The organism is Shewanella sp. SM74 (assembly GCF_025653725.1).
Lineage (GTDB): Bacteria > Pseudomonadota > Gammaproteobacteria > Enterobacterales > Shewanellaceae > Shewanella > Shewanella oncorhynchi.
In genome coordinates this window covers 170,478-196,282 of sequence record NZ_JAKKRZ010000002.1, presented here as the reverse complement: position 1 = coordinate 196,282, position 25,805 = coordinate 170,478, and the positions used below count along the sequence as shown (strand labels likewise).

General features: G+C 45.7%; 22 protein-coding genes. 17 read left to right on the top strand and 5 right to left on the bottom strand.

Features of this window, described 5'->3' with window-relative positions; all coding sequences use genetic code 11:
- Positions 1-92: 92 nt before the first annotated feature.
- Entirely contained in the window at positions 93-2,162 is a 2,070-nt protein-coding gene (gene metG / locus L5M49_RS02950) for a methionine--tRNA ligase (RefSeq protein WP_198572312.1), read from the bottom strand.
- 160 nt (positions 2,163-2,322) lie between these two features.
- On the opposite strand from metG, the gene apbC reads away from it, so the two are divergent.
- The 9 genes from apbC (at position 2,323) to L5M49_RS02905 (ending at position 9,405) form a co-directional block, all read left to right on the top strand.
- Positions 2,323-3,438, top strand: coding sequence for an iron-sulfur cluster carrier protein ApbC (gene apbC, locus L5M49_RS02945; protein WP_006086266.1), 1,116 nt, complete (start codon positions 2,323-2,325; stop codon positions 3,436-3,438).
- A gap of 11 nt (positions 3,439-3,449) precedes the next feature.
- The gene (udk, locus tag L5M49_RS02940) at positions 3,450-4,088 is read left to right on the top strand and encodes a uridine kinase (RefSeq protein WP_028759746.1); all 639 of its coding nucleotides are present in this window, start codon (positions 3,450-3,452) and stop codon (positions 4,086-4,088) included.
- Positions 4,089-4,119: 31 nt separating this feature from the next.
- On the top strand, positions 4,120-4,701 hold the full coding sequence (gene dcd / locus L5M49_RS02935) for a dCTP deaminase (protein ID WP_028759747.1): 582 nt from the start codon (positions 4,120-4,122) through the stop codon (positions 4,699-4,701).
- A gap of 5 nt (positions 4,702-4,706) precedes the next feature.
- On the top strand, positions 4,707-5,516 hold the full coding sequence (gene pabC / locus L5M49_RS02930) for an aminodeoxychorismate lyase (protein WP_263199606.1): 810 nt from the start codon (positions 4,707-4,709) through the stop codon (positions 5,514-5,516).
- Positions 5,513-6,550, top strand: coding sequence for an endolytic transglycosylase MltG (gene mltG, locus L5M49_RS02925; protein ID WP_173244534.1), 1,038 nt, complete (start codon positions 5,513-5,515; stop codon positions 6,548-6,550). Before pabC ends, mltG begins: the two co-directional genes overlap by 4 nt.
- A 22-nt stretch (positions 6,551-6,572) precedes the next feature.
- Positions 6,573-7,199: a dTMP kinase gene (gene tmk, locus L5M49_RS02920; RefSeq protein ID WP_028759750.1), complete on the top strand. Its 627-nt coding sequence runs from the start codon at positions 6,573-6,575 to the stop codon at positions 7,197-7,199.
- Entirely contained in the window at positions 7,193-8,149 is a 957-nt protein-coding gene (gene holB, locus L5M49_RS02915) for a DNA polymerase III subunit delta' (RefSeq protein ID WP_173244537.1), read from the top strand. Before tmk ends, holB begins: the two co-directional genes overlap by 7 nt.
- A 6-nt stretch (positions 8,150-8,155) precedes the next feature.
- A complete protein-coding gene (locus L5M49_RS02910) occupies positions 8,156-8,482 on the top strand; it encodes a PilZ domain-containing protein (protein WP_028759752.1) in 327 nt (108 codons plus the stop codon).
- A gap of 134 nt (positions 8,483-8,616) precedes the next feature.
- Positions 8,617-9,405, top strand: coding sequence for a TatD family hydrolase (locus L5M49_RS02905; protein WP_263181514.1), 789 nt, complete (start codon positions 8,617-8,619; stop codon positions 9,403-9,405).
- A gap of 242 nt (positions 9,406-9,647) precedes the next feature.
- On the opposite strand, the gene rsmF is transcribed toward L5M49_RS02905, so the two are convergent.
- A complete protein-coding gene (gene rsmF / locus L5M49_RS02900) occupies positions 9,648-11,093 on the bottom strand; it encodes a 16S rRNA (cytosine(1407)-C(5))-methyltransferase RsmF (RefSeq protein WP_263148415.1) in 1,446 nt (481 codons plus the stop codon).
- A 224-nt stretch (positions 11,094-11,317) separates the two neighbouring features.
- Here rsmF and L5M49_RS02895 point away from each other — a divergent pair, with 224 nt between their 5' ends.
- Positions 11,318-12,544, top strand: a complete 1,227-nt coding sequence (locus tag L5M49_RS02895) for a nucleoside recognition domain-containing protein (protein WP_131523339.1) — start codon at positions 11,318-11,320, stop codon at positions 12,542-12,544.
- 143 nt (positions 12,545-12,687) lie between these two features.
- Here L5M49_RS02895 and L5M49_RS02890 read toward each other — a convergent pair whose 3' ends face one another.
- Genes L5M49_RS02890 through L5M49_RS02880 form a run of 3 tightly spaced genes read right to left on the bottom strand, consistent with a single transcriptional unit; the run spans position 12,688 to position 16,565 of the window.
- A complete protein-coding gene (locus tag L5M49_RS02890) occupies positions 12,688-15,327 on the bottom strand; it encodes a PqiB family protein (RefSeq protein WP_263265420.1) in 2,640 nt (879 codons plus the stop codon).
- Positions 15,314-15,931, bottom strand: a complete 618-nt coding sequence (locus L5M49_RS02885) for a paraquat-inducible protein A (protein WP_105252657.1) — start codon at positions 15,929-15,931, stop codon at positions 15,314-15,316. The genes L5M49_RS02890 and L5M49_RS02885 overlap by 14 nt, the downstream gene beginning before the upstream one ends.
- Position 15,932: 1 nt before the next feature.
- Positions 15,933-16,565 (bottom strand): paraquat-inducible protein A, encoded by a 633-nt coding sequence (locus L5M49_RS02880; RefSeq protein ID WP_028759758.1) that lies wholly within the window; start codon positions 16,563-16,565, stop codon positions 15,933-15,935.
- 206 nt (positions 16,566-16,771) lie between these two features.
- Here L5M49_RS02880 and L5M49_RS02875 point away from each other — a divergent pair, with 206 nt between their 5' ends.
- The 7 genes from L5M49_RS02875 to L5M49_RS02845 all read left to right on the top strand — a co-directional run bounded on the left by L5M49_RS02875 (position 16,772) and on the right by L5M49_RS02845 (position 25,802).
- Positions 16,772-17,071, top strand: coding sequence for a YebG family protein (locus L5M49_RS02875; RefSeq protein WP_105252655.1), 300 nt, complete (start codon positions 16,772-16,774; stop codon positions 17,069-17,071).
- 17 nt (positions 17,072-17,088) lie between these two features.
- Positions 17,089-17,547, top strand: a complete 459-nt coding sequence (locus L5M49_RS02870; RefSeq protein ID WP_028759760.1) for a GAF domain-containing protein — start codon at positions 17,089-17,091, stop codon at positions 17,545-17,547.
- Between the two features lie 280 nt (positions 17,548-17,827).
- Positions 17,828-18,454, top strand: coding sequence for an RNA chaperone ProQ (gene proQ / locus L5M49_RS02865; RefSeq protein ID WP_006086276.1), 627 nt, complete (start codon positions 17,828-17,830; stop codon positions 18,452-18,454).
- Between the two features lie 28 nt (positions 18,455-18,482).
- Complete coding sequence (gene prc, locus L5M49_RS02860) at positions 18,483-20,528, top strand: carboxy terminal-processing peptidase (protein ID WP_263265419.1); 2,046 nt, start codon at positions 18,483-18,485, stop codon at positions 20,526-20,528.
- Between the two features lie 84 nt (positions 20,529-20,612).
- Complete coding sequence (pepN, locus tag L5M49_RS02855) at positions 20,613-23,162, top strand: aminopeptidase N (protein WP_263265418.1); 2,550 nt, start codon at positions 20,613-20,615, stop codon at positions 23,160-23,162.
- Positions 23,163-23,205: 43 nt separating this feature from the next.
- Complete coding sequence (locus L5M49_RS02850) at positions 23,206-23,421, top strand: DUF2835 domain-containing protein (RefSeq protein WP_028759764.1); 216 nt, start codon at positions 23,206-23,208, stop codon at positions 23,419-23,421.
- Between the two features lie 338 nt (positions 23,422-23,759).
- Positions 23,760-25,802: a DUF1302 domain-containing protein gene (locus L5M49_RS02845; RefSeq protein ID WP_263162729.1), complete on the top strand. Its 2,043-nt coding sequence runs from the start codon at positions 23,760-23,762 to the stop codon at positions 25,800-25,802.
- Positions 25,803-25,805 lie beyond the last annotated feature (3 nt).

Genomic DNA, 25,805 nt, shown 5'->3' with positions numbered 1-25,805 from the left:
GCGACCACGAATCGGCTCAAACAATCGATATCAACAAATAAGGCCACATAAAATGCGGCCTTATTGGTTTTTCGAGCGTTATCTAGCGCAGATTACTTAACCCGCATGCCAGGCTGTGCGCCTTCATGGGGTTCTAAAATCCACAGGTCGCTGCCACCAGGGCCAGCGGCCAAAACCATGCCTTCTGACATGCCAAAACGCATCTTACGTGGTGCTAAGTTGGCGACCATCACAGTTAGTTTGCCTTCGAGATCTTCTGGCGAATAGGCCGATTTGATCCCTGCAAACACTTGGCGTGTTTCGCCGCCGATGTCGAGCTGCAACTTCAGTAACTTGTCAGCGTCAGCAACATGCTCGGCTTTCACGATACGAGCGATACGCAGGTCGATTTTAGCAAAATCATCAAAGTTGATGGTCTCACTGATAGGATCGTTAACCAGAGGCTCACTGCTAACATTAGATGATTCAACCGTCTTTTCAGGCGCAGCCGTCTTTGGCGCATCGGCCGTGACTTGCAGGTTATCCTTGGAATCGGCAACCATAGCATTGACTTTATCCAGCTCAACACGTTGCATCATGGTTTTGAATGGAGCGATTTCATGACCCGCTAAATCTTGGTTCAATGCATTCCAAGTGAGCGGTAGTTGGAAAAAGGCTTCCACATCTTGGGCTAAACGTGGCAATACAGGTTTTAGATACGTCACGAGAATACGGAACAGATTCAAGGCATTTGAACACACTTGATGAGCCGCTTCCTGTTGATCGTCATGTTTCACCATTTGCCAAGGCGCAGCATCGGCTACAAAACCGTTAGCAATATCCGCCAGTGCCATGATTTCGCGCATCGCTTTGCCGTATTCGCGCGACTCGTAAAATTCGGCGATCACCTCTTGCTTGGCTAGAAACGCTTCAGTCAGGGTGGTGTCGTTAATTTTCGCGAGCTTGCCATCGAAACGTTTAGTGATAAAACCTGCGGTGCGCGAGGCTAAGTTCACTAGCTTACCGACTAAGTCTGAATTCACGCGCTGGGCGAAATCTTCGAGATTTAAATCTAAATCGTCGATACGGCTGCTGAGTTTGGCGGCGTAGTAGTAACGTAAATATTCAGGATCTAAATGATCTAAATAAGTTCGCGCTTTGATGAAAGTGCCTTTGGATTTTGACATCTTAGCGCCGTTGACCGTCACATAGCCGTGGGCATAGACGCTGTTTGGCTGGCGGTAACCAGAGCCGTGTAACATGGCAGGCCAAAACAGACTGTGGAAGTAGACTATGTCTTTACCGATGAAGTGATAAACCTCGGCGGTTGAATCTTTGCCCCAGAATTCCTCAAAGCTCAGCTCAGGGCGTTTGTCACAGAGGTTTTTGAACGAACCCATATAACCGATAGGCGCATCTAGCCAAACGTAGAAATACTTAGCTGGCGCATCAGGAATTTCGAAACCAAAATACGGCGCATCACGGGTGATATCCCATTGCTGCAGACCTTGATCGAACCATTCGTCGAGTTTATTGGCCATCTCGACTTGCAGGGCACCAGAGCGAGTCCACTCTTTTAGCATGCCTTCGAAGGCGGGCAGGTCGAAGAAAAAGTGCTCAGTGTCTTTCATCACTGGTATCGCACCCGATACCGCTGATTTTGGATTGATGAGCTCAGTTGGGCTGTAAGTCGCGCCGCAGGCATCACAGTTATCGCCGTATTGATCCGGTGACTTACACTTAGGACAAGTGCCTTTTACGAAGCGGTCTGGCAAGAACATGGATTTCTCAGGATCGAACAGCTGAGAAATACTCTTGCTCTTGATATAGCCATTCGCACGTAGCTTGAGATAAATATCACTCGCCAGTACGCGGTTTTCATCGCTGTGGGTGCTGTGATAGTTATCGAAGGCGATATTGAAATCGGCAAAATCCTGCTGATGTTCTTTGTTCACTTGGGCAATCATGTCTTCTGGCGCTATGCCTAATTGCTGTGCTTTAAGCATGATTGGCGTGCCATGGGCGTCATCGGCACAAATATAGTGGCACTCATGTCCACGAAGCTTTTGATAACGCGACCAGATATCTGTCTGTATGTATTCCAGCATGTGACCTAAATGTATCGGTCCGTTTGCATAGGGAAGTGCGCTGGTCACGAGAATTTTACGTTGTGAAGTTGCCATCTTGTCTCAAATATCGTGGTGGGCCAAAAATATTGGTAGAGATACTAACCGATTACAGGATGATTTTCATCAAAACCTGAGCCAATTGAGCTAAATCTGCGCTAATGTTTTCTGCATTATCTGGTACACTTGGGCAAATTTATTGGTGGGGGTAATTCTTTTGTCTTCAACTCAAACTGATTATCGTCTGAATGACGATCTTCTCGGGCCAGTTCTGGCTATTCTCGATTCATTTGTTGACCCGTATCTCGCGAAAGGGTTAGTGAGCGCAGGATGCGTAAATAAGCTGGCATTGGAAGGTAAGCGTTTGCAGCTTGGCTTAGTCTATCCATACCCTTGTATGACTCAGTATCGCGACACTGTTATGGCGCTGACGAATAAGTTAGCGGTGCTCGATGCTATTGATGAAGTCGAGTGTGAAATCGATTTTCAACCTAAAGCTTACTCAGCGTTATCTTCTATTGCGCCGATTGCCAATGTGAAGCAAGTGATTGCCGTAGCCTCAGGTAAGGGCGGTGTGGGTAAGTCAACCACAGCGGTGAACTTAGCTTTGGCATTAGCGGCTGAAGGTGCGCAGGTGGGTATTCTCGATGCGGATATTTACGGCCCGTCAGTGCCTATGATGTTAGGTATTCCTAATTTCAGACCGCTTTCCCCCGATGGCAAACATATGACAGCCGCCAGTGCCCATGGTATTGCCGCGCAGTCGATTGGTTTTATGCTCAGTGGTGATGAAGCTGCCGTGTGGCGTGGCCCAATGGCCGCGGGCGCGTTAGCCCAGTTACTGAATGAAACCCAATGGCCAGAACTGGATTATTTAGTCGTTGATATGCCACCAGGCACAGGGGATATTCAGCTCACGTTATCGCAAAAAGTCCCTGTGAGCGGAGCCGTTATCGTGACTACACCGCAGGATATCGCACTGGCCGATGCCAAGAAGGGCATCAATATGTTCCAGAAAGTGAACATTCCTGTGCTGGGTATTGTCGAGAACATGAGTTTCCATTTATGTCCTGAGTGTGGTCATAAAGAACATCCATTTGGAACACACGGCGGCAGTAAAATTGCTGAACGCTATCAAGTTCCACTGTTAGGCGCTTTGCCGCTGCACATCAATATCCGTGAAGCCATGGATAATGGTGCGCCGACCGTCGTTGCCGATCCTGACAGTGAAGTCGCAGCTCTTTATCGGGAAATTGCCCGTAAAGTGGGCGCAGAATTGGCTTTAAAGCAAAGCCAGAAAACAGTTTCTATTAGTGTTTCAGATGACGAGTAAGGTTTAAGGGTATGAATTCTCAGCAGTGTGTCATTATTGCAATTGCTGGCGCGTCAGCATCGGGCAAAAGTTTAATTGCCAAAACGATTTTTGACGAATTGCGCCGCGATTTAGGCACAGATCAAATTGGGGTAATTAATGAAGACGCGTACTATCGCGATCAGAGTCATTTATCCATGGATGAACGGGTATTAACGAATTACGATCATCCAAAAGCGCTGGACCATCAATTGTTGTGCACGCATTTACAGTTGCTCAAGTCTGGCGAAGCTGTTGATATCCCTTGTTATAGCTATACAGAACATACACGCACTGCAGAAACTTTAAAGATGACACCGAAAAAGGTGATCATTTTAGAAGGTATCTTATTGCTGACCGATCCTAAGTTACGTGCCCTGATGGACGCGAGTGTGTTTATGGACACGCCGCTGGACATTTGTTTCCTACGTCGCTTAACTCGTGATGTGGCCGAGCGGGGCCGTACTATGGAGTCTGTGATTTCACAGTACAAGAAAACCGTGCGTCCTATGTTCTTACAGTTTATCGAACCCTCGAAACAATACGCCGATATTATCGTTCCCCGTGGCGGCAAAAATCGTATTGCAACCGATATTTTAAAGACTCGTATCCAACATTTACTGGCAAAATAACGACATAAAAACTCAAGGAGTAATAGGCAAGATGCGCTTAACCGATATCGAAATTGAACAGGCCCTTGATAACGGCACTATCGTAATAGAACCTCGCCCAGGCATAGAAGCTATTTCAGGCGTCAGTGTTGATGTGCGCTTAGGTGGACAGTTTCGCGTCTTTAAAGATCATACCGCGCCTTTTATCGACTTGAGTGGTCCAAGTGCTGAGATGCAAGCGGCGCTCGATCGGGTGATGAGTGAGATTATCGAAATCCCCGATGGCGAAGCATTTTTCTTGCATCCTGGCGAATTGGCTTTGGCTGTGACTTACGAGAGCGTAACTTTACCTGCTGATATCGTCGGTTGGCTTGATGGCCGTTCGTCTCTAGCGCGTTTAGGCCTGATGGTACACGTAACGGCGCACCGTATCGATCCGGGTTGGCAAGGTAAAATTGTGCTCGAGTTTTATAACAGCGGCAAGTTGCCTTTAGCTTTGCGTCCACGCATGACTATAGGTGCGCTTAACTTTGAACGCTTAAATCATGCGGTTGCACGTCCTTATAACACTCGTAAGAGTGCCAAGTACAAAGATCAGCAAGAAGCGGTGGCTAGCCGTATCAGTCAGGACTAATACGCGTGTTCTGGGTGAATGGCGCATCGCAGGCAAGTGTCGACCCTTCTGATCGAGGGCTTGCCTACGGTGATGGTCTGTTTGCAACGATGCGAACGGACGCTGAGGGGATTATGTTTTTTGAAGCCCATCAAGCCCGTTTAACCGCAGGCGCCGCAAGGCTTGGATTTCAATGGCAAATGAGTGAAGCATTGCAACAGCAACTGAATACCTTAGCCATTGAATATCCTCATCATTGCATTAAGTTAATCGTTTCCCGTGGTGCTGGTGGCCGTGGCTATACACCGCCAGAAACGGTTAATCCTACCGAAATCGTCTCAGTTCATACTATCCCCGGCCATTATGCTCAGTGGCAGCAACAGGGTATTAGCCTTAAAACTTCGTCGGTACGATTGGGTTTGCAGCCTCTGTTGGCAGGGATGAAGCATTTAAATCGACTCGAACAAGTTTTGATTAAATCACACTCTTTACCGCAGGGATTTGATGACTGGTTAGTCAAAGATATCGAGGAGAATGTGATTGAATCTTCGATGGCGAATGTGTTTTTTATCAAAGATAATCGCATTATCACGCCTTCATTAGCCCTGTGTGGCGTGGCGGGTGTGATGCGCGAACAGATAATGTTGGCCTTGCTTGAACAGAACATGAATATCGAATGTTTGCCCGTTGGCGCCGAGCGTTTAATCGAATTTGACTCAGCGTTTATCACTAACAGCGTTTTAGGGATTGTGGATGTACTGGCGATAGACTCGCTCAAGTTCACCCGTGCTCCGATTACCGCGCAACTTAGACAGACACTTTCACTCACTCTATGAAAAAAATCATTATTATCGCCAGTTCAACCCTGTTGACCTTGCTAACCTTAGTCTGTTTGGGTGCCTTTTGGGGCTATCAAACGGTTGTCGAATACAGTCAAACGCCGCTGAGTCTCAGCGAGCCTAAAGAGTTGAAGGTTGAACGCGGCACCAGTGTAAATCAACTGGCGCAGCAACTTGCCGATGACGGCGTTATTCAAGATACGTGGAAACTCAAGTGGCTACTTAAGTTTCGTCCTGAGCTTGCCAAAATTCGCACGGGACTTTATGAAATATCACCTTCACAAACGATTACTGATTTACTCAATGATTTGATCGCTGGGAAAGTAAAAACCTTCAGTTTGACCTTAGTTGAAGGTAAAACTATTGTGGAATGGGAACAACAGCTTACCAGTGCTCCGCATTTACAAATGTCACCAGAAGCTTTTGCAGCGGTATTGATGGCACAAGGCGATGATTCTGGTTTGCCTGAAGGAAAATTCTTCCCCGACACTTATCATTATACCGCCGAGGCGGATGCTAAAGTCATGCTGACTCAAAGCTATAAAATGATGGAGCAGGAGCTTGCCAAAGCGTGGGCAGAACGGGCGCCAAATTTGCCGTTAAAATCGCCCTATGAAATGCTGATTTTGGCATCGATAGTTGAAAAGGAAACCGGCCAAGCCCATGAGCGTGAGCAAATCGCCGGTGTATTTGTTAATCGTCTTAACCTAGGTATGCGTCTGCAAACCGATCCGACCGTTATTTACGGCATGGGTGATCGCTATAAGGGTAATATCACCCGCAAAGATTTAGTCGAAGAGACGCCTTTTAATACTTATCGCATCTTTGGATTGCCGCCGACGCCGATAGCTGCACCGAGTAAAGCCTCATTGATGGCCGTGTCTAAGCCCGCCAGTGTGAGTTACCTTTATTTTGTATCGCGCAACGATGGCACCCATGTGTTTTCAACCACGCTTGAAGAACACAATCACGCCGTAGACGTCTATCAGCGTAAGATAAAACCAGCGACGCCAGAAAAATCCCCAAAGTAAAAATGCAGAGAAAGAAAATCCAATGTCAGTTTTTGCAAAATTTATCGTTATTGAAGGTTTAGAAGGCGCAGGTAAGTCGAGTGCGATTAACCTTATTCGCGACTTTATTGAAAAACATACGGGTAAAGCACCGATTTGCACCCGCGAACCGGGCGGTACACCATTGGCTGAACGTATCCGTGATTTAGTTAAGATTGCCGATGCGAACGATCCCCTGTGTGATGAGGCCGAGTGTTTACTCATTTATGCTGCCAGAGCTCAGTTGGTTGCTAATGTCATAAAGCCCGCGCTTGCGCAAGGGCAATGGGTATTGGGTGATAGACATAATCTATCGTCATTAGCTTATCAAGGTGGTGGCAGAGGTTTAATGCCGTTAGTGGAAGCGGTGAGCACTGCAACACTAAAGGGATTTAAACCCGATCTTACTTTGTACTTAGATTTAGACCCTAAGCTTGGGCTTACCCGTGCAGCTAAACGTGGTGAGCTTGATAGAATTGAGCAACAAGCGATTGATTTCTTTGAGCGAGCACGCGCTACATATCTCAAACTTGCCAGCGAAGATGACAGTATCGTGGTTATAGACGCGAGCCAAACTATGGCTGAAGTGCACAAAGATATCTTAGCCGTGCTTCAGGCGATGGTATGGTAGCCGAGTCCGGATTTACGGCTGAGCAATTACCTTGGCTCGAAGGGCCAAGACAGGCATTTTTAGCGCAATTAGCGCGTCAAAAAATACCTCACGCACAACTCGTGGGCATTGATTCAGCCTATGGTGGTGAGTTGCTGAGTGTGTTTATGGCGCGCGCGGCTATGTGTTTGCAGCCAACGCCTGTGGGAGCGTGCGGTTTTTGTAAGTCTTGTCAGCTCTATGATGCGGGCAATCATCCTGATTTTTATCATATCGCCGCCGATGGCAATCAAATTAAAGTCGATCAAATTCGTGAGCTGTGTACGCGTCTGACAGCCACCGCACAGCAAAGTGGCAGGCGTGTAGCGATTATCCACCACAGCGAGCGTCTTAACTCCGCAGCCGCGAACGCACTCCTTAAAACCCTTGAGGAGCCTGGTAAAGACACCTTACTGATTTTGCAGTCGGATACGCCTGCACGTTTGATGGCGACGGTTAGCAGTCGTTGTCAACGCATTCCTTTTGTCGTTCCGAGTCGAGAGGTCATCAAAAACTGGCTTGCCCAGCGATGCGGTATTCAAGAGGATGTAACTTGGTGTTTGAGTGTGGTGGGTGGGCCATTAAAGTTGGCTGAGAGCTTGCAGTCTGAGGGGAGCCAACAGAGTCGGTATCAATCCTTGCTACAATTTCGCAAAGATTGGGCACAAAGTTTGTCGTCTGGTCATCTGTGTGCTAGTTTGTTAATAATAAGTGAACAACAAATAATTGATGTTCTTAAGGTTTTGTACCTACTTATACGACAGGTTTTACTGAAAAATAGCCATCAAGATGCGTTTGTTCATGCGCAGCTCGGGAATTTGGCGGCTAAGATCATGGGAATGTGTCATAGCTTAAGCACAATGCCGAGCGTCAATTATCTGGCCCTGTGTCAAAGTTATGTCTTAGAATATAGAGAGATAACAAATAAGTAATATGCCATGGTAGATCTCGTCGTTAATTTTGATACCTTACATCAGTTATATCGTGCCTATATGCCTTTTATTAAGCCGGCAGGATTATTTATTGCGACCAGTGAAAGTCATTATCTTGGCCAACCGCTGACGATTGCGTATCGTTTACCCGGCGCAACCCTCACTAATGAATTTCGTGGTGTTGTGGTGTGGATTAATCCCTTAGGAGCGTCGGGGGGCCGCCCTGTGGGGATTGGCATTAAAATTATTTCTGAGCCAGATAGCCATAAACACCATATCGAAAAGTTACTGTCCCGCGAACTCGCCTCTGGCGATTTAACCTGTACTATGTAGGTTAGCCTGCATTATTGCTCTGGTTTAAACGTCTGATCACTGCCTAAACTGACTATTTACTTCTGTTGAATTTGACCTCGATCCCTTGGCTGGGTATCCTTGTCGTCCTTTTGTTATTCAGCTTGGAAATCCCTGTGCTTATTGATTCACACTGCCATCTCGATCGCCTTAAAGCGGCGCCTGATCAACAAACTCTAGAACATATTCTGGCCAGCGCGAAAGCCCGTGGTGTGGACTATATGCTATGCGTCAACGTGCGCCAGCAGGGATTTGAATCGATGCGAGATAAAGTTGCAGCCTTCGATCAGGTATTTTTATCATCGGGCGTGCATCCATTAGACGTTAAAGAAGGCCTCGATGTTGAGCAAATCCGCCGCTTTGCCACCGATCCTAAAGTGGTCGCGATTGGTGAAACGGGGTTAGATTATTTTTATGCAGACGACACTAAGCTGTTGCAACAGCAATGTTTTGAGCAGCAGATTGCCCTTGCGGTCGAAGTGAATAAACCTTTAATTGTCCATACCCGTGATGCACGTGAAGATACGATCAATATGCTTAAGCAGGGCAACGCGGATAACGTTGGCGGCGTGCTGCATTGCTTTACCGAGAACTGGGAGATGGCGAAAGCGGCGATTGATCTCGGCTTTTATATTTCGGTTTCAGGCATAGTCACTTTTAAAAATGCGGGTGATCTGCGAACCGTTATTCGCAAAGTGCCTCAGGATCGTCTGCTAGTTGAAACTGATTCGCCTTATTTGGCGCCGATCCCACACCGTGGACAAGAGAATCAGCCTGCCTATGTGCGCGATGTGGCTGAGTTTGTGGCAGAGCTTAGAGGTGAGCGTTACGAAGATCTTGCTGAATACACCAGCAATAACTTCTTTAATTTATTCAAAGATGCAGCGCGTTTAGTTGGCCGTTAGCAGCAAGTGCTTTGAATCACTTTATGCGATTGCGTGATTGTTAGCGTACAGGCATAAAAAAAGGCCCAAAACGATTAAAGCTGTTTGGGCCTAGGGGAATGGCTCATTGAAGAGCCGTGCGCTACAGGTGAAAGCGCCATGCAGTGCGCTTTACAATAGACTCAGTGTAGTCGAGCTTTTGTCTTATAGTCGCGCTCACTTTCCCCCTTTTTTAGGTTATTTATCGCTAAAAAACAGCGAAATTATAACGATTTCGTCTGTTCTGGTAGCAGTAACACTTTATCTTTCACTAAGTCTCTGGGTAGGTTGTTTTTTAACTTATTGCCTAAATGTTTCGCCATCCCTAATGGTGCACCGCCATAACAGACGATCACTTCACCTTGAGCTTTCACTGCGGTGTTTAGGGCAATATCTCGCCCCATCAAATACTCTTTCGCTTCAACATCGCTCACATCGACCGTTTTTGCGGTTGGGCTGAGCTGTTTTCCTGCTAATGCAATAATCGCTTCATGGCGGACTTTAAAGCCGTGTTTACTGTTATCGGCGAGTTTAATGCCAATACGCTGAAAGCGCATACGGCCGATAAAAGCGTTGAATTCATGCGGGAATAGCCAGAATTCATCATCGCGAACCATGATGAGTTCGTCCGGTAAGCTGATGCCTAAATCCTGCTGAAAATAGTCTTTGATCCCTTGGGCTTGTTTCGCTGATGCGGGCGTGAAGGGGAAGTTTTTCTGCAGTTTAGGCTCAGGCTGTAAACGCGGCACTGAGGCGGTTTTTGTCAATTTAGCGACAAAGAAACCTTCACTGTCGTAAATCTGTGGCCAGACATGTAAGAAGCCTTCGGGCGTTGTAGCTCGATCTGCGCCATCAAATAAATCGCTTAAGGATTCAAATTGCACCGCATCGCCGTAGACTTGCTTTAAATACTCGCACACGCCTTGGTTTTCGAGGCGGTTTAAGGTGCAGGTTGAGTAGACCAAACTGCCGCCGGGTTTCAGGGCGAGAAACGCCGATTCGATTAAGGCTTTTTGGGTTTCGCTAATCGCCAGCACATCGTCTAGGCTCCAGTGTTTTAGCGCATCGGCGTCTTTACGCACTGTGCCTTCACCGCCACAGGGCGCATCGATAAGCACGGCATCAAAACTTTCGTACAGGTATTCGCCAAATACACGGCCATCGAAATGGGTGAGGGCGCAGTGGCTCGCGCCCATGCGCAGCACATTGGCGTGCAATACTTTTACGCGGCTTGCCGAATATTCATTTGCCACTAATAAGCCTTGGTTTTGCATTAATGCGGCCATTTGCGTGGTTTTTGAACCGGGTGCGGAGGCAAGATCGAGAACGCACTGCCAATGTGCATTCGGTGTAAAAAGTGCGGTCGGCGGCAACATAGAGCTGGCTTCTTGAATGTAGAATAAGCCCTGAATATGCTCTAAGGCATTGCCGAGTTGTTCTTCTTCATCGTAACTGATCCAAAATCCGTCTTCACACCAAGGAATAGGATCGAACGTCCAGCCCTTAGGTTGCATCAAGGTCTTAAAGTCGTCGCTGCTGATTTTTAAGGTATTGACCCGAATTGAACGTCTAAGCGGCCTGTCGCAGGCGGCAATAAACTCGTCCATGGATAAATGGGCGGGGAGTTCTTGGGTGATTGTATCGATAAAATTTTGATTTAATTGGACCATTGATTTCATTGAACCATAGGAAAATAGACTGTGTATCAACTGGCGCGAGTATATCATAATCCCTTATTGGGTCTGAGATTTTCTCCCGAGCAGCCAAGGCTGCTATTGTGATTTAATGTTTATACTTTGACGATTTCAGCGATATTGGAATGAGTCGCCATAAAGCTAGCACTCAGTAGCCATGAGCTAATAGAATAAAAACAAATAAAAATAAGGGGATTAGCGTGCTGAATCGCGTGTGGTTGGCTTTTTTTATCACAGCATTGCTTGCAATAGCGGTGCAACTGTTCAATGGGCACATAGAAGTCCTATCGGCTTCGGTCGCCGCATTATTTGCGAGTGCTAAGCTTGCTGCTGAAATTTCCCTTGGGCTGATTGGCGTGCTTTCTCTGTGGATGGGATTGATGCAGGTTGGAGAAAAGGCTGGCGTTGTCGGCGCTATTGCCTTTGTGTTTGAGCCATTACTGCGCCGTTTGATGCCTGAAGTGCCCAAGGGGCATCCGGCCTTTGGCAGTATCACGATGAATTTAACAGCGAATATCTTTGGGTTAGATAATGCTGCCACACCACTTGGTTTAAAGGCGATGCATGATTTACAGAGTTTAAATCCGCTAAAAACCGTGGCGACTAATGCGCAAATCTTATTTTTAGTACTCAATACTTCCTCTGTGACCTTAGTGCCTGTGACGGTATTCCTTTATCGTGCCCAGCAAGGTGCCGCTGCGCCTGCGGATATTTTCTTGCCGATTTTACTGGCTACTTCGGCATCGACATTGGCGGGCTTGCTGGTTGTGGCGTTAGTGCAGCGGATTTCATTATTAAACTCAGTGGTGCTCGGTTATGGCGCCTTGATGCTCTCAGGGTTAGTGGCGAGTGGTTTTTATCTGATGACCTTAAGTGCTGAGGCCATTGGCACAGTGTCGACGGCAATGGGCAATGGTATTTTGCTGTTATTGGTATTTACCTTCGTGATTGTTGCGGGCATCCGTAAGGTGGCGGTTTATGATGAGTTTATTGAAGGGGCGAAGGCGGGTTTTGCTCAATCTATCCAGTTGATCCCTTATTTGCTCGCCATGTTATTAGCGATTGGTTTACTGCGCGCATCCGGCGCCTTGGATTATCTGTTGCACTTGATTGCCACTGGTGTGCGGATATTGGGTTTTGATACGCGTTTTGTCGATGCAATGCCGACCGCGCTAATGAAACCTTTTAGTGGATCAGGCGCTAGAGCCATGATGCTTGAGACAATGGATCACCACGGAGTAGATTCCTTTGCGGGTCGATTAGCGGCGATTTTTCAGGGTAGCACTGAAACCACTTTCTATGTTCTTGCTGTGTATTTTGGTTCTGTGGGTATTCGTCATGGACGCCACGCCTTAGCTTGCGGTTTAACCGCGGACTTTGCGGGGATCAGCGCCGCGATTGCTGTTTGCTATTGGTTTTATGGTTAACAGGATGGCAAGTGTCTTGAGCACCCTAGAATGTGCCAATAACAGTTCGAGAAGCTAAAAATAAATCAGGCGCATTATGCGCCTGATTTATTTGTAAGAGCTTTAATATTAGTGCGTTGGTGTAAGTATTTTGATGAAAAGAATTACTGGGCTGGTGCCCATTGCTGCCATTCGTTTTCGGCTTTGTGTTGCAATATTAATACTGTGCCCGTCGCTAAACGATTACCCTCTTGAGTCGTGTCCTTAGTCGCCACATTGATGCCGCCAGCTAGTAAGGTTTCCAGCGAGCCCGCTTCGATTTGGGCACCTGAGAAGAGGCCAACATCGACTTTAATCCCTGAGGCATCCCAGAACTGACTGCTTTGATTCACTAAGTGACTGTACTGTGCCTCGATATGGGCCTGCATCAATACACTATTCCCCTGTGTCGATAGGCTATAACCGTCGATTTGACCGACTTTAATCCCTCGGAAGAAGATAGGTGTGCCGACTTTCATTGAGCCTAGGCTAGTATCTTCTAGAATGAATTTCAGCGCATCTTCGGCAACATTGGCATAGCTGCTGGCAGCGAGGTTGGCAACAAACTGGGTCGCTTTTTGACTGCCCTTACCCGGTAAGACTCCTATGTAAGGACCTGTTATCAGCGTTTCTGGCGCTTTGATCCCCGCCAGAGAAATTTGTGCATCCACTAAATGATATTCACAGTCACTGCGGCTGAAATGTTCGGCATATTCCCCGTAGAGATATGCGCTAGCTGTGAGTGTATCGAGATCCGCATTGAGCTTCACCTGCGACACTTCACCCACTTGATGACCTTGATAGCGAATCGCGGCCTTGGCCGTCAGTTTGCTGGAGGCGGGTAATGTGAGGCGAATCGCCTGCGCCTGACTTAATGCTAACTGCTTGCTCTCATAGAGTTTTAACGGGGTTGTATTGCTCACTTTGTCATTGCTATCAAGCAGTCCCAGACTGATGCTGCCCTTTAATGCCCCTTGTAGCGGGGCAACGGCGACATCAATACCGGCAAGACTGGCACTGATATCCACGGCGCTGTTACGCCAGAATACTTTTGGCTTTTTCAGCAAGGGTTGAAACTGTTTGTCGATAGCGAGCTTGATAGCGAAGTCTTCGGTTTTGCTTTGCCAGTTCACTGAGTCAACTGTGCCAATTTGCATTTTTTTATAGTAAATCGGTGAGCCTTGGCTGACATCGGCGCCATCTTGACTGATTAACGTTAAATGCACTTGCTGCTGACGATCATAAAAAGCTGTCGCGGCATCCACAGAGCTAAAGAGGGTCAGAGCGCTGTTAGCAGCTAAAGGTGTGTCGCTGTGACCTTGGATCAAGCTAACTGCACCTTGAGTGAGCGTTGTAAAATCCCTTGCTTTGACTGATACACCGTCTAACGATGCGTTTATCGTTAATGCTGACTCAGGCACAAAATAGCTGTCGCTGCGAATTAGACTGGCAAACTCAGGTTGTAGCTCGAGTTGGTATTCCACCGCCGATAAATCTTTGGTTAACTTAACCGCAAGCACTGAACCAATGGGGATTTGCTTGAAGCGAACTTGGGCGCCCTCTGAAATGCCCATGTTTTCGGCTGAGGTTAAGGTCAAGAAACGCTTCTTCGATTGCAGTAAATCAGGTGCCTTTGATTGTAAGGCAAAGCTGCTTGGTACCGCGCTTTTGGTGTTGATGCCTGGCAGGAAGTTGATCACGCTACCTGTCAGTAAACGTTCTGGATTTTTAATGCCTGAGAGGGAAATATCAGCACCTTCAAGCCAAAACACCCCGTCGTTAGTTAACAGTGAACCGTATTGAGGTTCAAACTTAGCCACGGCTGTAACACCATTGGACGTGAGTTGTTTACTTAAAATACTGCCAATGTTCATGCCGCGATAAACGATGCGGGTACCTTTGTCGACACCGTTAGCGTCAGCCATGGTTAGGTTTATTTCTATGCCGCCAAGGGCGGTGGTTTCTGAATCATAAAGCGAAAAAACGTCACCGTTTTTAGCTATGTCTGCTTTATCGTCAGAGCTGAAACTCACGCCGCCAGCCAGAATGGACGCCAAACTCTCTGAACTGACTTTAACCCCAGTTAGTGAAGCATCAATTTTGACGCCAGAAACATTCCAAAAGTGAGAATTTTTCTTCACTAACCGCGCATATTGCTCTTGAATGAAAGCGCTGATAATGACCCTTTGATTGCCATCTAAACGATAGCTGACCACGCTACCCACGGGGATTTGGCGGAAAAATATTGGCGAGCCAACATCGAGCGAACCGAGTTTATCGGAGGTCAATTCGACCATCACACCTTCTGAGCCGATTTGCATCGGCGGCGGTTGGCGTTCTGCTTCAAAAAAGGTCGATGCATTGCCTTTCCCTGGTTGGATAGCAATATAGTTACCCGAAAACAGCGCATCTAAGCCTTCAACACCTGTAATACTTGCTTTAGGTGTGACAAGCCAGAAGAGGGTTTCTTTATTCAAGAAAGGCTTAGCGCGGTAGTCCATCATGACCTTGACGTTCACGCCTTTGAGATCTTCATCTATGCCAATGTCTTTCACTTTACCAACAGTCAAACCTTGGTATTTGACTAAGGTTTTACCTACATCAATCCCAGTGGCGCTCGGAAAGTGAATTTGAATTTCAACCCCCGATTCTTTAATGCTCTTAATGCCCAGCCAAGCACCTAATGCCAACGCGACAATAGGAAGCAGCCAAATGGGCGAAAAGAGTTTTTTCTTTACAACTTTCGGCGATTCAATTTGTGTCATCTTGAGGTTCCAATCGATCCCAGAGTAAACGAGTGTCTAAAACTTTTGCGGCTAACTGAGTTAACAGAATAACCAAGGCAAATGCGGTAGCCGCAGGCGCGGGTTTCGCGTCGAGTAATTGTCCCATGTTCACTAATGCCACTGTGATTGAGATGACAAATAAATCGAGCATTGACCAGCGGCCAATCCATTCGATGATGTGAAAACCCACCATCAATTTCTTTTTTGAAATCGGAATGTCAAAGCTGATCGCACACAGATAAATGGATAAGCCGATGATTTTAATCCATGGTACTAAAATACTGGCGGTAAACACTATGATGGCAATAGGCAGCATATCTGAATGCACTAAATGCAAAATGCCTGAAAAAATGGTGTCGTGCCGCACTTGCCCTTGATTGGTCAGCATAGTAATAGGGTAAATGTTGGCTGGCACCAGCAAGATGGCAGCGGTAATCAACAAAGCCCAACTTTTTTGCAGGCTGGAATAGTCCCTGACGTGCAACTCAGTTTCACAGCGCTGACAGTGCGTGAGTTCACTGCTGTTGAGTTGGCGACACACTTTACAGAGACATAGGCCGATATCTTTACCTTGTTGTTTCATATCAGCTATGACCTTCCAATAACGTCCACATATGTTCTAAGTCGTATTCTCTTTGTAGAAACAAGGTCACGAGAAACAGCATAGTGAAGCAAAATGTGCCCATACCAAAATAAATGTCCGAAAAATCAGATAGCTGAAATGATGAAACTAAGAAGCTGATCACATAAATTTCCAGCATAGTGAGCTGCGATAAGACGCCATGAAATTTTAACAACTGCTTCAATGAGTTACGCCAAAAAAGGCTACTCAATCCCCATTTCACAATTAAAATCTGTGTCAATATCGATAACAGTAATAAGCCTGGACCTATCACAGCTGCGGCAAGTACGGCGACACCTACAACCCAATAGCCTTGGTCAAATACTGCAAATGCCCCTTGGAAAACCGTGGTAGTACGAATACTGCCGAAAAAGTGGATCTCGAGTACGGGTAAAAAATTAGCAGGGAAATAAAACACTAATGCCGAAATACATAGGGCTAACATACCATTCACAGAGCAGTATGGCGTGTCATAAAGTGCAGTGCTGCAACGAGGACAGATTGCTCTAACACCGCTAGGCAAGGCACGTTTGCGGACTGCTAAATCGCAGGAGCGGCATAGGGTTACTGAATTTTCTGCTGCGTTTTCATGCATATAAAAATATATATTAGCCTAATAGGAGTAATAACAGCGAGATCGGTGCAAAGTGTCGTGCTAGTTAGCTGTTAAGCCACGTCTAGCGCTTTATAATCTTGGCAACGAAAGTACGCTAATAATATCAGATTAATGAGAACACTTGCATCACAAGTTCAATCTATGTCACTCTAGTTACTGTATATAAAAACAGTGCGAGGGCAGTCATGGCAGTAATAACACAGTTTGTCGTGGTCAGAGAAGGGGTTGAAAAGATGACATTCACATCTAAGAAGGAGGCTGATGCCTACGATAAGATGCTCGATATCGCCGATAACCTTATCCCCTTCATTCAAAAAGCTGATTTGGGTATAGATGAAAGTGTGGGTGAAAAGCTCGCATTCTATTTTGCTAACAATAAAGATGAGCTGACGAACTTGCTTAAAGGCGCCGTTCAGGTTAATAGTACGCCAACGAATCCGCCTGCAGCGAAAAAAGCGGCTAAAAAGACCGAAGCAGCAGAATAAAATTGTTAGGAAATGTAATGAAATCGAAATTTTATGAGTCACTTAACCGTCAAGCCTTGGCCTTGTTGGAAGGGGAAGACGACCTTGTTGCGGCTATGGCGAATTTTTCAGCCTTGCTCAATGATAATTTAACTGAGCTGAACTGGGTGGGATTCTACGTCATGCGTGGCGAACAACTCGTATTAGGCCCGTTTCAAGGTAAAGTGGCTTGTACACGCATTCCCTTAGGAAAAGGTGTGTGTGGTACAGCAGCATTCACTAATCAAACTCAGCGAGTGGCCGATGTCCATCAATTTGATGGTCATATTGCCTGTGATTCTGCCAGTAATTCTGAAATCGTTGTGCCAGTTCGTGCGCAAGGTAACGTGGTTGCCGTGCTCGATATTGACAGTCCTATCTTCGATCGTTTCGATGAAGAAGATCAAAAGGGGCTGGAATTACTGGTTAAAAGTTTTGAAAACTGCCTATTTGATTAATTTGCGTACAATAACGCATAATTCATAGTCGCAATCGGTGGCGTGCGCCTTATAATATGCGCCTGCACGCATTAAGCTGGTTTGATTGGCATGCAATGAATAAGCTTAGTGTTTTGAGCTGACAAAATTTGTTAAGGTATATTTTTTAACTTTAGTAAACGCGGCTAGGATGCTAATTTGTACGTTGACTCAATATTGAGTTTAACGAAGATAAACGACATGTAAGAAGCTGATATATATCACCTCGAATCGATGTCCCTTTTTGACTGTGGAAGTAATGATGGAATCAACAGAAAAGTTGACCGACACCAATGCAATTTTGGCGTATTTGTATGAAACATTTCCTTTGTGCTTTATTGCTGAAGGTGAAACTAAGCCATTAAAAATCGGATTGTTTCAAGATTTGGCTGAAAGGTTGGCTGATGATTCTAAAGTCAGTAAAACTCAGCTCAGAGTTGCCTTAAGACGTTACACCAGCAGCTGGCGCTATTTGAAGTGCGTTAAAGCGGGCGCACAACGCGTTAATCTGGATGGCGAACCTTGCGGCGAGTTAGAGCAAGAGCACATTGACCATGCTCAAGCCATGTTGAAAGAAAGTCAGGATAAAGCGAAAGCGAAACGTGCAGCACTCGCACCTAAGCCTGCGGCGAAGAAAGCACCTAAAAAGGTGGCTGTTCCTCAACGTGCTAAAACTGAGCGCCCTGCTAAGCCTGCGCCTAAAGCAGCGCCAGTCGTAAATTATGTCCAAGCACAATTGACTGATTTAACGAAAAAACAACGCGTCAATGTTAAGTTAGGTATGACACCCGTAGCCGGTGTGATTACTGATATTAACAAGGAAGATATTCATGTTCAGCTTGATAGTGGCCTAACGATTAAAGTTAGAGCAGAACATATCCTGCTGTAATCATTTTTTAAAACGGAGTAACTTGTTGATGCGAAAACTCACTTTGGCTACCTCGATCGCCACTGTTTTTGTCGGATTCTCGGCTTGGGCCGTACCACCCACGATTCAAATCAGCGAGTTACCCACTCTCAAGCAGGAAGCGCAACATAAGGTCGCGAGCAAAAGGGTAACGGACTTATACACTCGTTCGCACTATCATAGATTTAATCTTGATGATGCCTTTTCTACGCAAATTTTTGACCGTTATCTACAGCAGTTAGACTATCGCCGCAATGTGTTAACCCAAGCGGATGTCGATAGTTTTAAACCTTATGCTACCCAATTCGATGACATGCTCAGTTCTGGTGAACTTGAGCCTGCCTATAAAATGTTTGATATCGTCCAAAAGCGTCGTTATGAAGGCTTTGTCTATGCTTTATCCCTACTGGATAAAGAGATGGACTTCTCCGCCCCTGGCGATGCCTATGAGTATGACCGTGACGATGCGGCATGGCCAAAAGATCAAGCCGAGATCAATGAGTTATGGCGTCAACGTGTTAAATACGATTCGCTAAATCTGAAACTCACAGGTAAAAAATGGCCTGAGATTGTTGAGATCCTGCAAAAGCGTTACAACAACGCCATCAAACGTTTGACTCAAACCAACAGTGAAGACGTGTTCCAAGGCGTGATGAATGCCTTCTCACGCAGCATTGAGCCGCATACGAGTTACCTGTCACCACGCAATGCTGAACGTTTCCAAATGGAAATGAATTTAAGCCTTGAAGGGATTGGTGCTCAACTGCAACTTGAAGACGATTACACTGTGATTAAAAGCTTAATTGCTGGCGGCCCTGCGGCTGGCAGCGAAAAACTGTCGCCAGAAGACAAGATTGTCGGCGTCGGTCAAGAGGGCGGTGAAATTGTTGATGTGATCGGCTGGCGTTTAGACGACGTGGTTGATCTGATCAAAGGACCTAAGGGCAGTAAAGTCGTACTGCAAATTTTACCGAAGAAAGGTGGTTCGAATGCTAAGCCATTCGACGTTACCTTAGTACGCGATAAAATTCGTCTTGAAGACAGAGCGGCAACCTCTAAGGTGATTGAACCTAAAGACGGCGAGTACGCAAATCGCAAAGTCGGTGTGATCCATATTCCTGGTTTCTACATGAATCTGTCACAGGACGTTGAAAAAGAGCTAGTGAAGTTAAACGAAGCCAAAGTTGAAGGCATAGTCATCGACCTTAGAGGTAACGGTGGTGGTGCATTAACAGAAGCTGTGTTGCTGACGGGACTCTTTATCGATATGGGCCCTGTGGTGCAAATTCGTGATGCCGATGGCCGTGTGTCTGCGCACCGTGATAACGATGGCAAAACCAGTTATGCCGGTCCTTTGACTGTGATGGTTGACCGTTACAGTGCTTCAGCCTCTGAGATTTTTGCTGCTGCGCTACAAGATTACGACCGCGCGCTAATTGTCGGTGAATCTAGCTTTGGTAAAGGTACAGTGCAGCAGCATAAGAGCCTAGGCCGTATCTACGACATGTATGAAAAGCCAATTGGTCATGTGCAATACACGATTCAAAAGTTCTATCGGATCAATGGCGGCAGCACACAGCTTAAAGGTGTGACACCAAACATTGCTTACCCAAGTGCGTTGGAGCCGGGCGAGTACGGTGAAGCTGAAGAGAAAAATGCTTTACCTTGGGATAAAGTGCCTATGGCGCAATATGGCACGCTTAATGATGTTACGCCTGAGTTAGTGACTAGCCTTGAATCTAAGCACCTTAACCGTATAAAAAACAGCGTAGAGTTTGCCTATATCAATCAAGATATTGCCGACTTTAAAAAGCATCACAAAGAGAAAACTGTGTCTCTGGTTGAAAGTGAGCGTATTGCTTCCCGTGAAGCCGATGAGAAAAAAGTCCTCGACAGAACAAACGAGCGTCGAGTCGCCAATGGTTTAGCACCGGTTAAATCAATGGAAGACATTAAAGACGACGCTGAATTGCCAGATGCATTTTTAGACGAAACCGCTTATATCACCTTAGATATGGCTGATGTGCAAAAAATGGCTAAAACTAGTGCTAAGTAGGCGCTAGTCGAGTCGATTTATCCGATATCAAAACGCGCTTATGGCGCGTTTTTTCTTATTTAGATCAGCGTTAAAGGGATCGAAATGACACAAGCTCAAGCAAAATACTTAAAAGATTATCAAGCGCCACTTTTTACGATAGAGACTATCGATTTAGCTTTTAATTTGGCAGGCAATGAAACCCAAGTGCAGGCGATCAGTCGTATAAAACGCACTTCAAAACATGCACAAGCCTTAGTGTTGGATGGCGAAGATTTGACCGTTGTTTCGCTGACTGTTAATGGTGATGCTGTGCCTTACCATGTTAGTGCAGGTCAATTAGTTCTAGAAACTGAGCTTGATGAGTTTGAGCTGAACATTATCACTAAGCTCGATCCTGAAGCTAATTCGAGCCTTGAAGGGCTCTATATGTCCGATGGTGCCTACTGTACGCAATGCGAGGCAGAGGGCTTTCGACGTATCACTTATTTCCTTGATCGCCCTGATGTATTAGCTAAATACACAGTTCGTATCGAAGCCGATAGCGCCGCATTCCCGTTTTTACTGAGTAACGGTAATTTGATTGATCAAGGTGAGTTAGATGGCGGACGCCATTATGTTTGCTGGCAAGATCCATTTCCAAAACCAGCGTATTTATTTGCCTTAGTCGCTGGCGATTTTGATCTATTGCAAGATGAGTTCATTACTCGCAGTCGCCGTAAAGTGATCCTGCAAGTGTTCGTTGATAAAGGTAATTTACATAAAGCACACCATGCGATGGCATCACTTAAGAAATCCATGGCATGGGATGAGAGCCGTTTTGATCTTGAGTATGATTTAGATATTTACATGATAGTGGCCGTCGACTTTTTCAATATGGGTGCGATGGAAAACAAAGGCTTAAATATCTTTAACACTAAATATGTGCTTGCAGATACCTTAACGGCCACCGACGAGGATTATCACGGCATTGAATCGGTTGTAGGCCATGAGTATTTTCATAATTGGACAGGAAACCGCGTAACGTGCCGCGATTGGTTCCAATTAAGTTTAAAAGAAGGCTTAACGGTTTTTCGCGATCAAGAATTTAGCTCAGATTTAGGCTCTCGTGCTGTGAATCGAATTCACGCAATTAAAGTGATCAAAAATCAGCAATTTGCAGAAGATTCTGGCCCTATGTCCCATCCTATTCGTCCAGAATCTGTCATTGAGATGAATAATTTCTACACTGTGACTGTGTATAACAAGGGCGCTGAAGTCATCCGCATGATGCACACTTTGCTCGATGAAGAAAAGTTTCAGGCGGGAATGAAACTGTATTTTAAACGCCACGACGGCCAAGCTGTCACCTGTGATGATTTTGTGGCGGCAATGGAAGATGCCAGCGGAGTGGATTTAACCCAGTTCCGTTTATGGTATAGCCAAGCTGGTACGCCGATTGTGACTGCGATGGACAGCTTTGATGCGCAAACGGGCGTTTATCAATTGACCCTTAAACAAAGTTTAGCGAACTGTGCATCACCGCTGCATATTCCGTTTAGCTTAGAGCTCTTAGATGCGAAGGGCCATTCTTTAGTGAATGAGATTCTCGATTTTACTCAAACTGAACAAGTGTTTAGCTTTGATGGACTCACTCATAAACCCGTCGCTTCGTTACTGCAAAACTTTTCTGCGCCCGTCAAATTACAATATCGATTCAATGTGGATCAACTCGTCCACTTGATGCGTTTTGCTAGCAGCGAAGTGGCCCGCTGGGAAGCCTCTGTGACCTTAGTGAGCCAAGCGATTTGGCAAAATGTGGCGAGTTTACAACAGCAACAAGCCATGACGCTCGATCCCCGTGTGCGCGATAGTTTTAAAGGTGTGTTGTTAGACACTGAGCTTGATCCGGCATTGATCGCCGAAATATTAGCTATACCTACGGCTTCGGCTTTGATTGAGCAAACAGAGAGTGTTGATCTAGATGCGTTAGCTTTAGCACGTGAATTTGTACTAATAGAGCTCGCTTCACATAGTGAAGATGAATTGATTGCGCTATATCGTTCTTTAGTCGCAGTAGAGAGTACGCAGGCAAGAGCCCTTAAAAATCAGTGTTTAACTTGGTTAGCTCGGGTGTCGGATGAGGCTGAGGGGTTAGTGATTTCTCAGTTCGATAACGCCAGTAATATGACGGATTCTCTTGGTGCGTTGACTGCTGCCAATGTTGGGAATTTACCTTGTCGTGATGAACTGATGACGACATTTGAGCTACGTTGGCAGGATACGCCATTGGTGATGGATAAATGGTTTATGTTGCAAGCGACCCGTGATGCAGATGATGTGATTGAGTGTTTGCGTCAGTTGCAGCAACATAAGTGTTTTAGTATGAGCAATCCAAACCGAGTGCGTGCTTTAGTGGGCAGTTTTGCTGCCGGTAATATTTATCAATTCCACCATAGAGACGGTAAGGGTTATGCTTTCTTAACCGAATGCTTAATGACCCTTAATAAGCTCAATCCGCAGGTTGCGGCCCGTATGGTGACGCCATTGATCCAGTATCATAAATTCGACTTGGACCGCCAAACCTTGATAAAAGCCTGTTTAGGGCAACTTTTGGCTTTGCCTGACTTATCTAAGGATATGTACGAAAAAGTCTCTAAAGCATTGGCAAAATAGCAGTTTGTAGGAGGAGGGCAGCAGTCTGTGCTGCCTTGATATTATGGAACTGTATTTCAAACTATCGATCAGCTATCGAGATTTCTTACCTTATTATCAAGGGCTTGCCGATAAAGTCGAGGTTCGTGAAACTCAAGGGCGGATTTTGTGGATTAATGGCCGTCATTTTAGGCGTTTTTTAACCGAAAATGGCATTCAAGGCTATTTCAAATTGGTTTTAGATGACAAGGGACAATTTGTTTCATTAAATCGAGTTTAGTCTTAATTTGTTTATCTTTACTTAGAGCAATTACTTTAAACGGTCGGCTGATTACCAAGCTCGCTTTGTGATATTTTGTTTTTAAATATGTTAATGAATTATATGATTTTTTAATGTGTTTTTATGTTTCATTCCTATTCCGCTTTTCGCTAATTTAAATCTCTCCTTTTTAGTTAACGGTACAAATGTACCTACATGCTTAATTCTTTAGAAAATTTTCTCTAACTGCGCCTTGCTCAAGGGGATTAATTGCTGTAACAATGATGTTACCTGTGAGCTAACAAGATGTTGGTTGTAATTCCTAAAACAAAGAATCCAGCAGGGTACGGAGAGCTAAAATGAAAATTGTTAAAAATAGTTTTAACAAATCGGCGCTTGCTTTGGGGGTGGCGTCGGCATTGAGTTTGTTAATGATCCCAAGCGTTAATGCAGTATCTTTTAATTGGGGAGAGGTTGAGGGCACATTTGACTCAACTTGGACTGCTGGTGCGAGCTGGCGTGTAGGGGAGCGCGATTGGGAAGGTCAAATTGGTAAGGTTAATCAACCCCAATTCGATTGGTCTAATTACAGCGCATTTGGCAATACTAAATACACTTCTGCTGAGATTTGGGCCCAGCCCGGATCGTATTCCAGTAACAATGACTTAAGTAATTTACTTTATTCTCAAGGCGATACTACGTCCGAAATCGTTAAAGGTTTGCATGAATTGTCATTGAAATACAAAAACTACGGTTTATTCGCCCGTGGTATGTATTTCTATGATCGTAAACTCAATGACGGTAATTATGATTTTAATGATCCGATAACGGGCAAAGAGTTTGACCCTTGCGAAGATAACCGTGCTTCAGAAGTTCAATGTAAAGATATTCGCTTACTCGATGCGTTTGTGTATGGCAACTTTGACCTCAACGATGGCGCTAATCCATTATCTATTCGTGTAGGTAATCAAGTGGTGTCATGGGGTGAAAGTACACTGATTGCCCATGGGATCAGTGAAATCAACGCCGTTGACTTGAACATACTTAACGCGCCTGGTGCTGAACTCAAAGAAGCGTTCAGACCGCAAGGTATGGTGTGGGCTTCCCTTGGTTTGACGGATTCATTAACGGTAGAAGCATTCTATCAATATGATTGGCAACCTATTTGGGTACCAACGCCGGGTTCTATTTTTGCGACTAACGATTTTGCGGGTTTCGGTGGTTACGCTCAAAACGCTCAGCTTGGGTTTAATGCTAACCCTGACATCAATTTAGACTTCGTAATGCAAGAATACGAGCGTTTAGCGGGCATGATTGCCAGCGGCCAATCTATTCCGACACAGCAATTGGTTTCTATGGCCTTAGCCTACCCAACAAAAGTGACGCTAGTGCAGGATGAGGCAGAGCCAAGCAATGATGGCCAATATGGTATTAAGCTGGGTTATTACGCGCCTTCACTGGGTGAAACCGAATTTGGTTTTTATTTCATGAATTATCATAGCCGTCGTCCTCTTATCAGTGGTACAGCCGCCGATTTTAGCACGGGTGCACTTTTGTCTGATCTGGCGACCATAGGTCAAAATTCGGGCAACATTGATCGTGAATTGCTGCTCAATTTGAAGAGTTTCTCTAAGGCGCAAATCGTTTATCCAGAGGATATCAAGCTTTACGGTTTCAGTTTCAATACCTTGGTTGGTGATACCTCTGTCGCGGCTGAAATTGCCCATCGTCAGGATGAACCACTGCAAATCGATGACGTAGAATTATTGTTTGCCGGTATGCCACAGCAGTTAGCTAACGCTGGTCTTCGTCCAGATCTCGATGGTATTTCACAGATTAAAGATGTTAAGCCGGGTGAAACCGTGGATGGCTTTATCCGTCTTGATACCACTCAGGCGCAGATGACTTTCACCCATTTATTTGGTCCAACGTTAGGTTTAGATAACTTGACTATGTTGGCCGAAGTGGGTGGCGTGTGGATCCATGATATGCCAGGTTTTGATGAGCTACGTCTCAATGGTCCTGGTACGTCACGTTCTGGCGGCAACCCAGATATGCCCGGCATCATTCAAGCCTTGCACAACGGTCCTGAAACTAACCCGTTCCCAACCGACTTTGCTTGGGGATACCGTTTAGTTGGAAAGGCGGATTTCAACAACATATTTGCTGGGGTCAATATGTCTCCACGGGTGATTTTCTCCCATGACGTTGATGGTATTACACCTGATCCTATGTTCCTGTTCACGGAAGGACGTAAGTCTGTCGCGCTAGGCGTTAACTTCGACTATCAAAACCGTTGGGGTGCAGATATCTCCTATAACAATTTCTTTGGCGGTGTCGGTACGACGAATGCGATGGCAGATCGTGATTATGTTTCATTCAATATCAAGTATTCGATCTAAAAG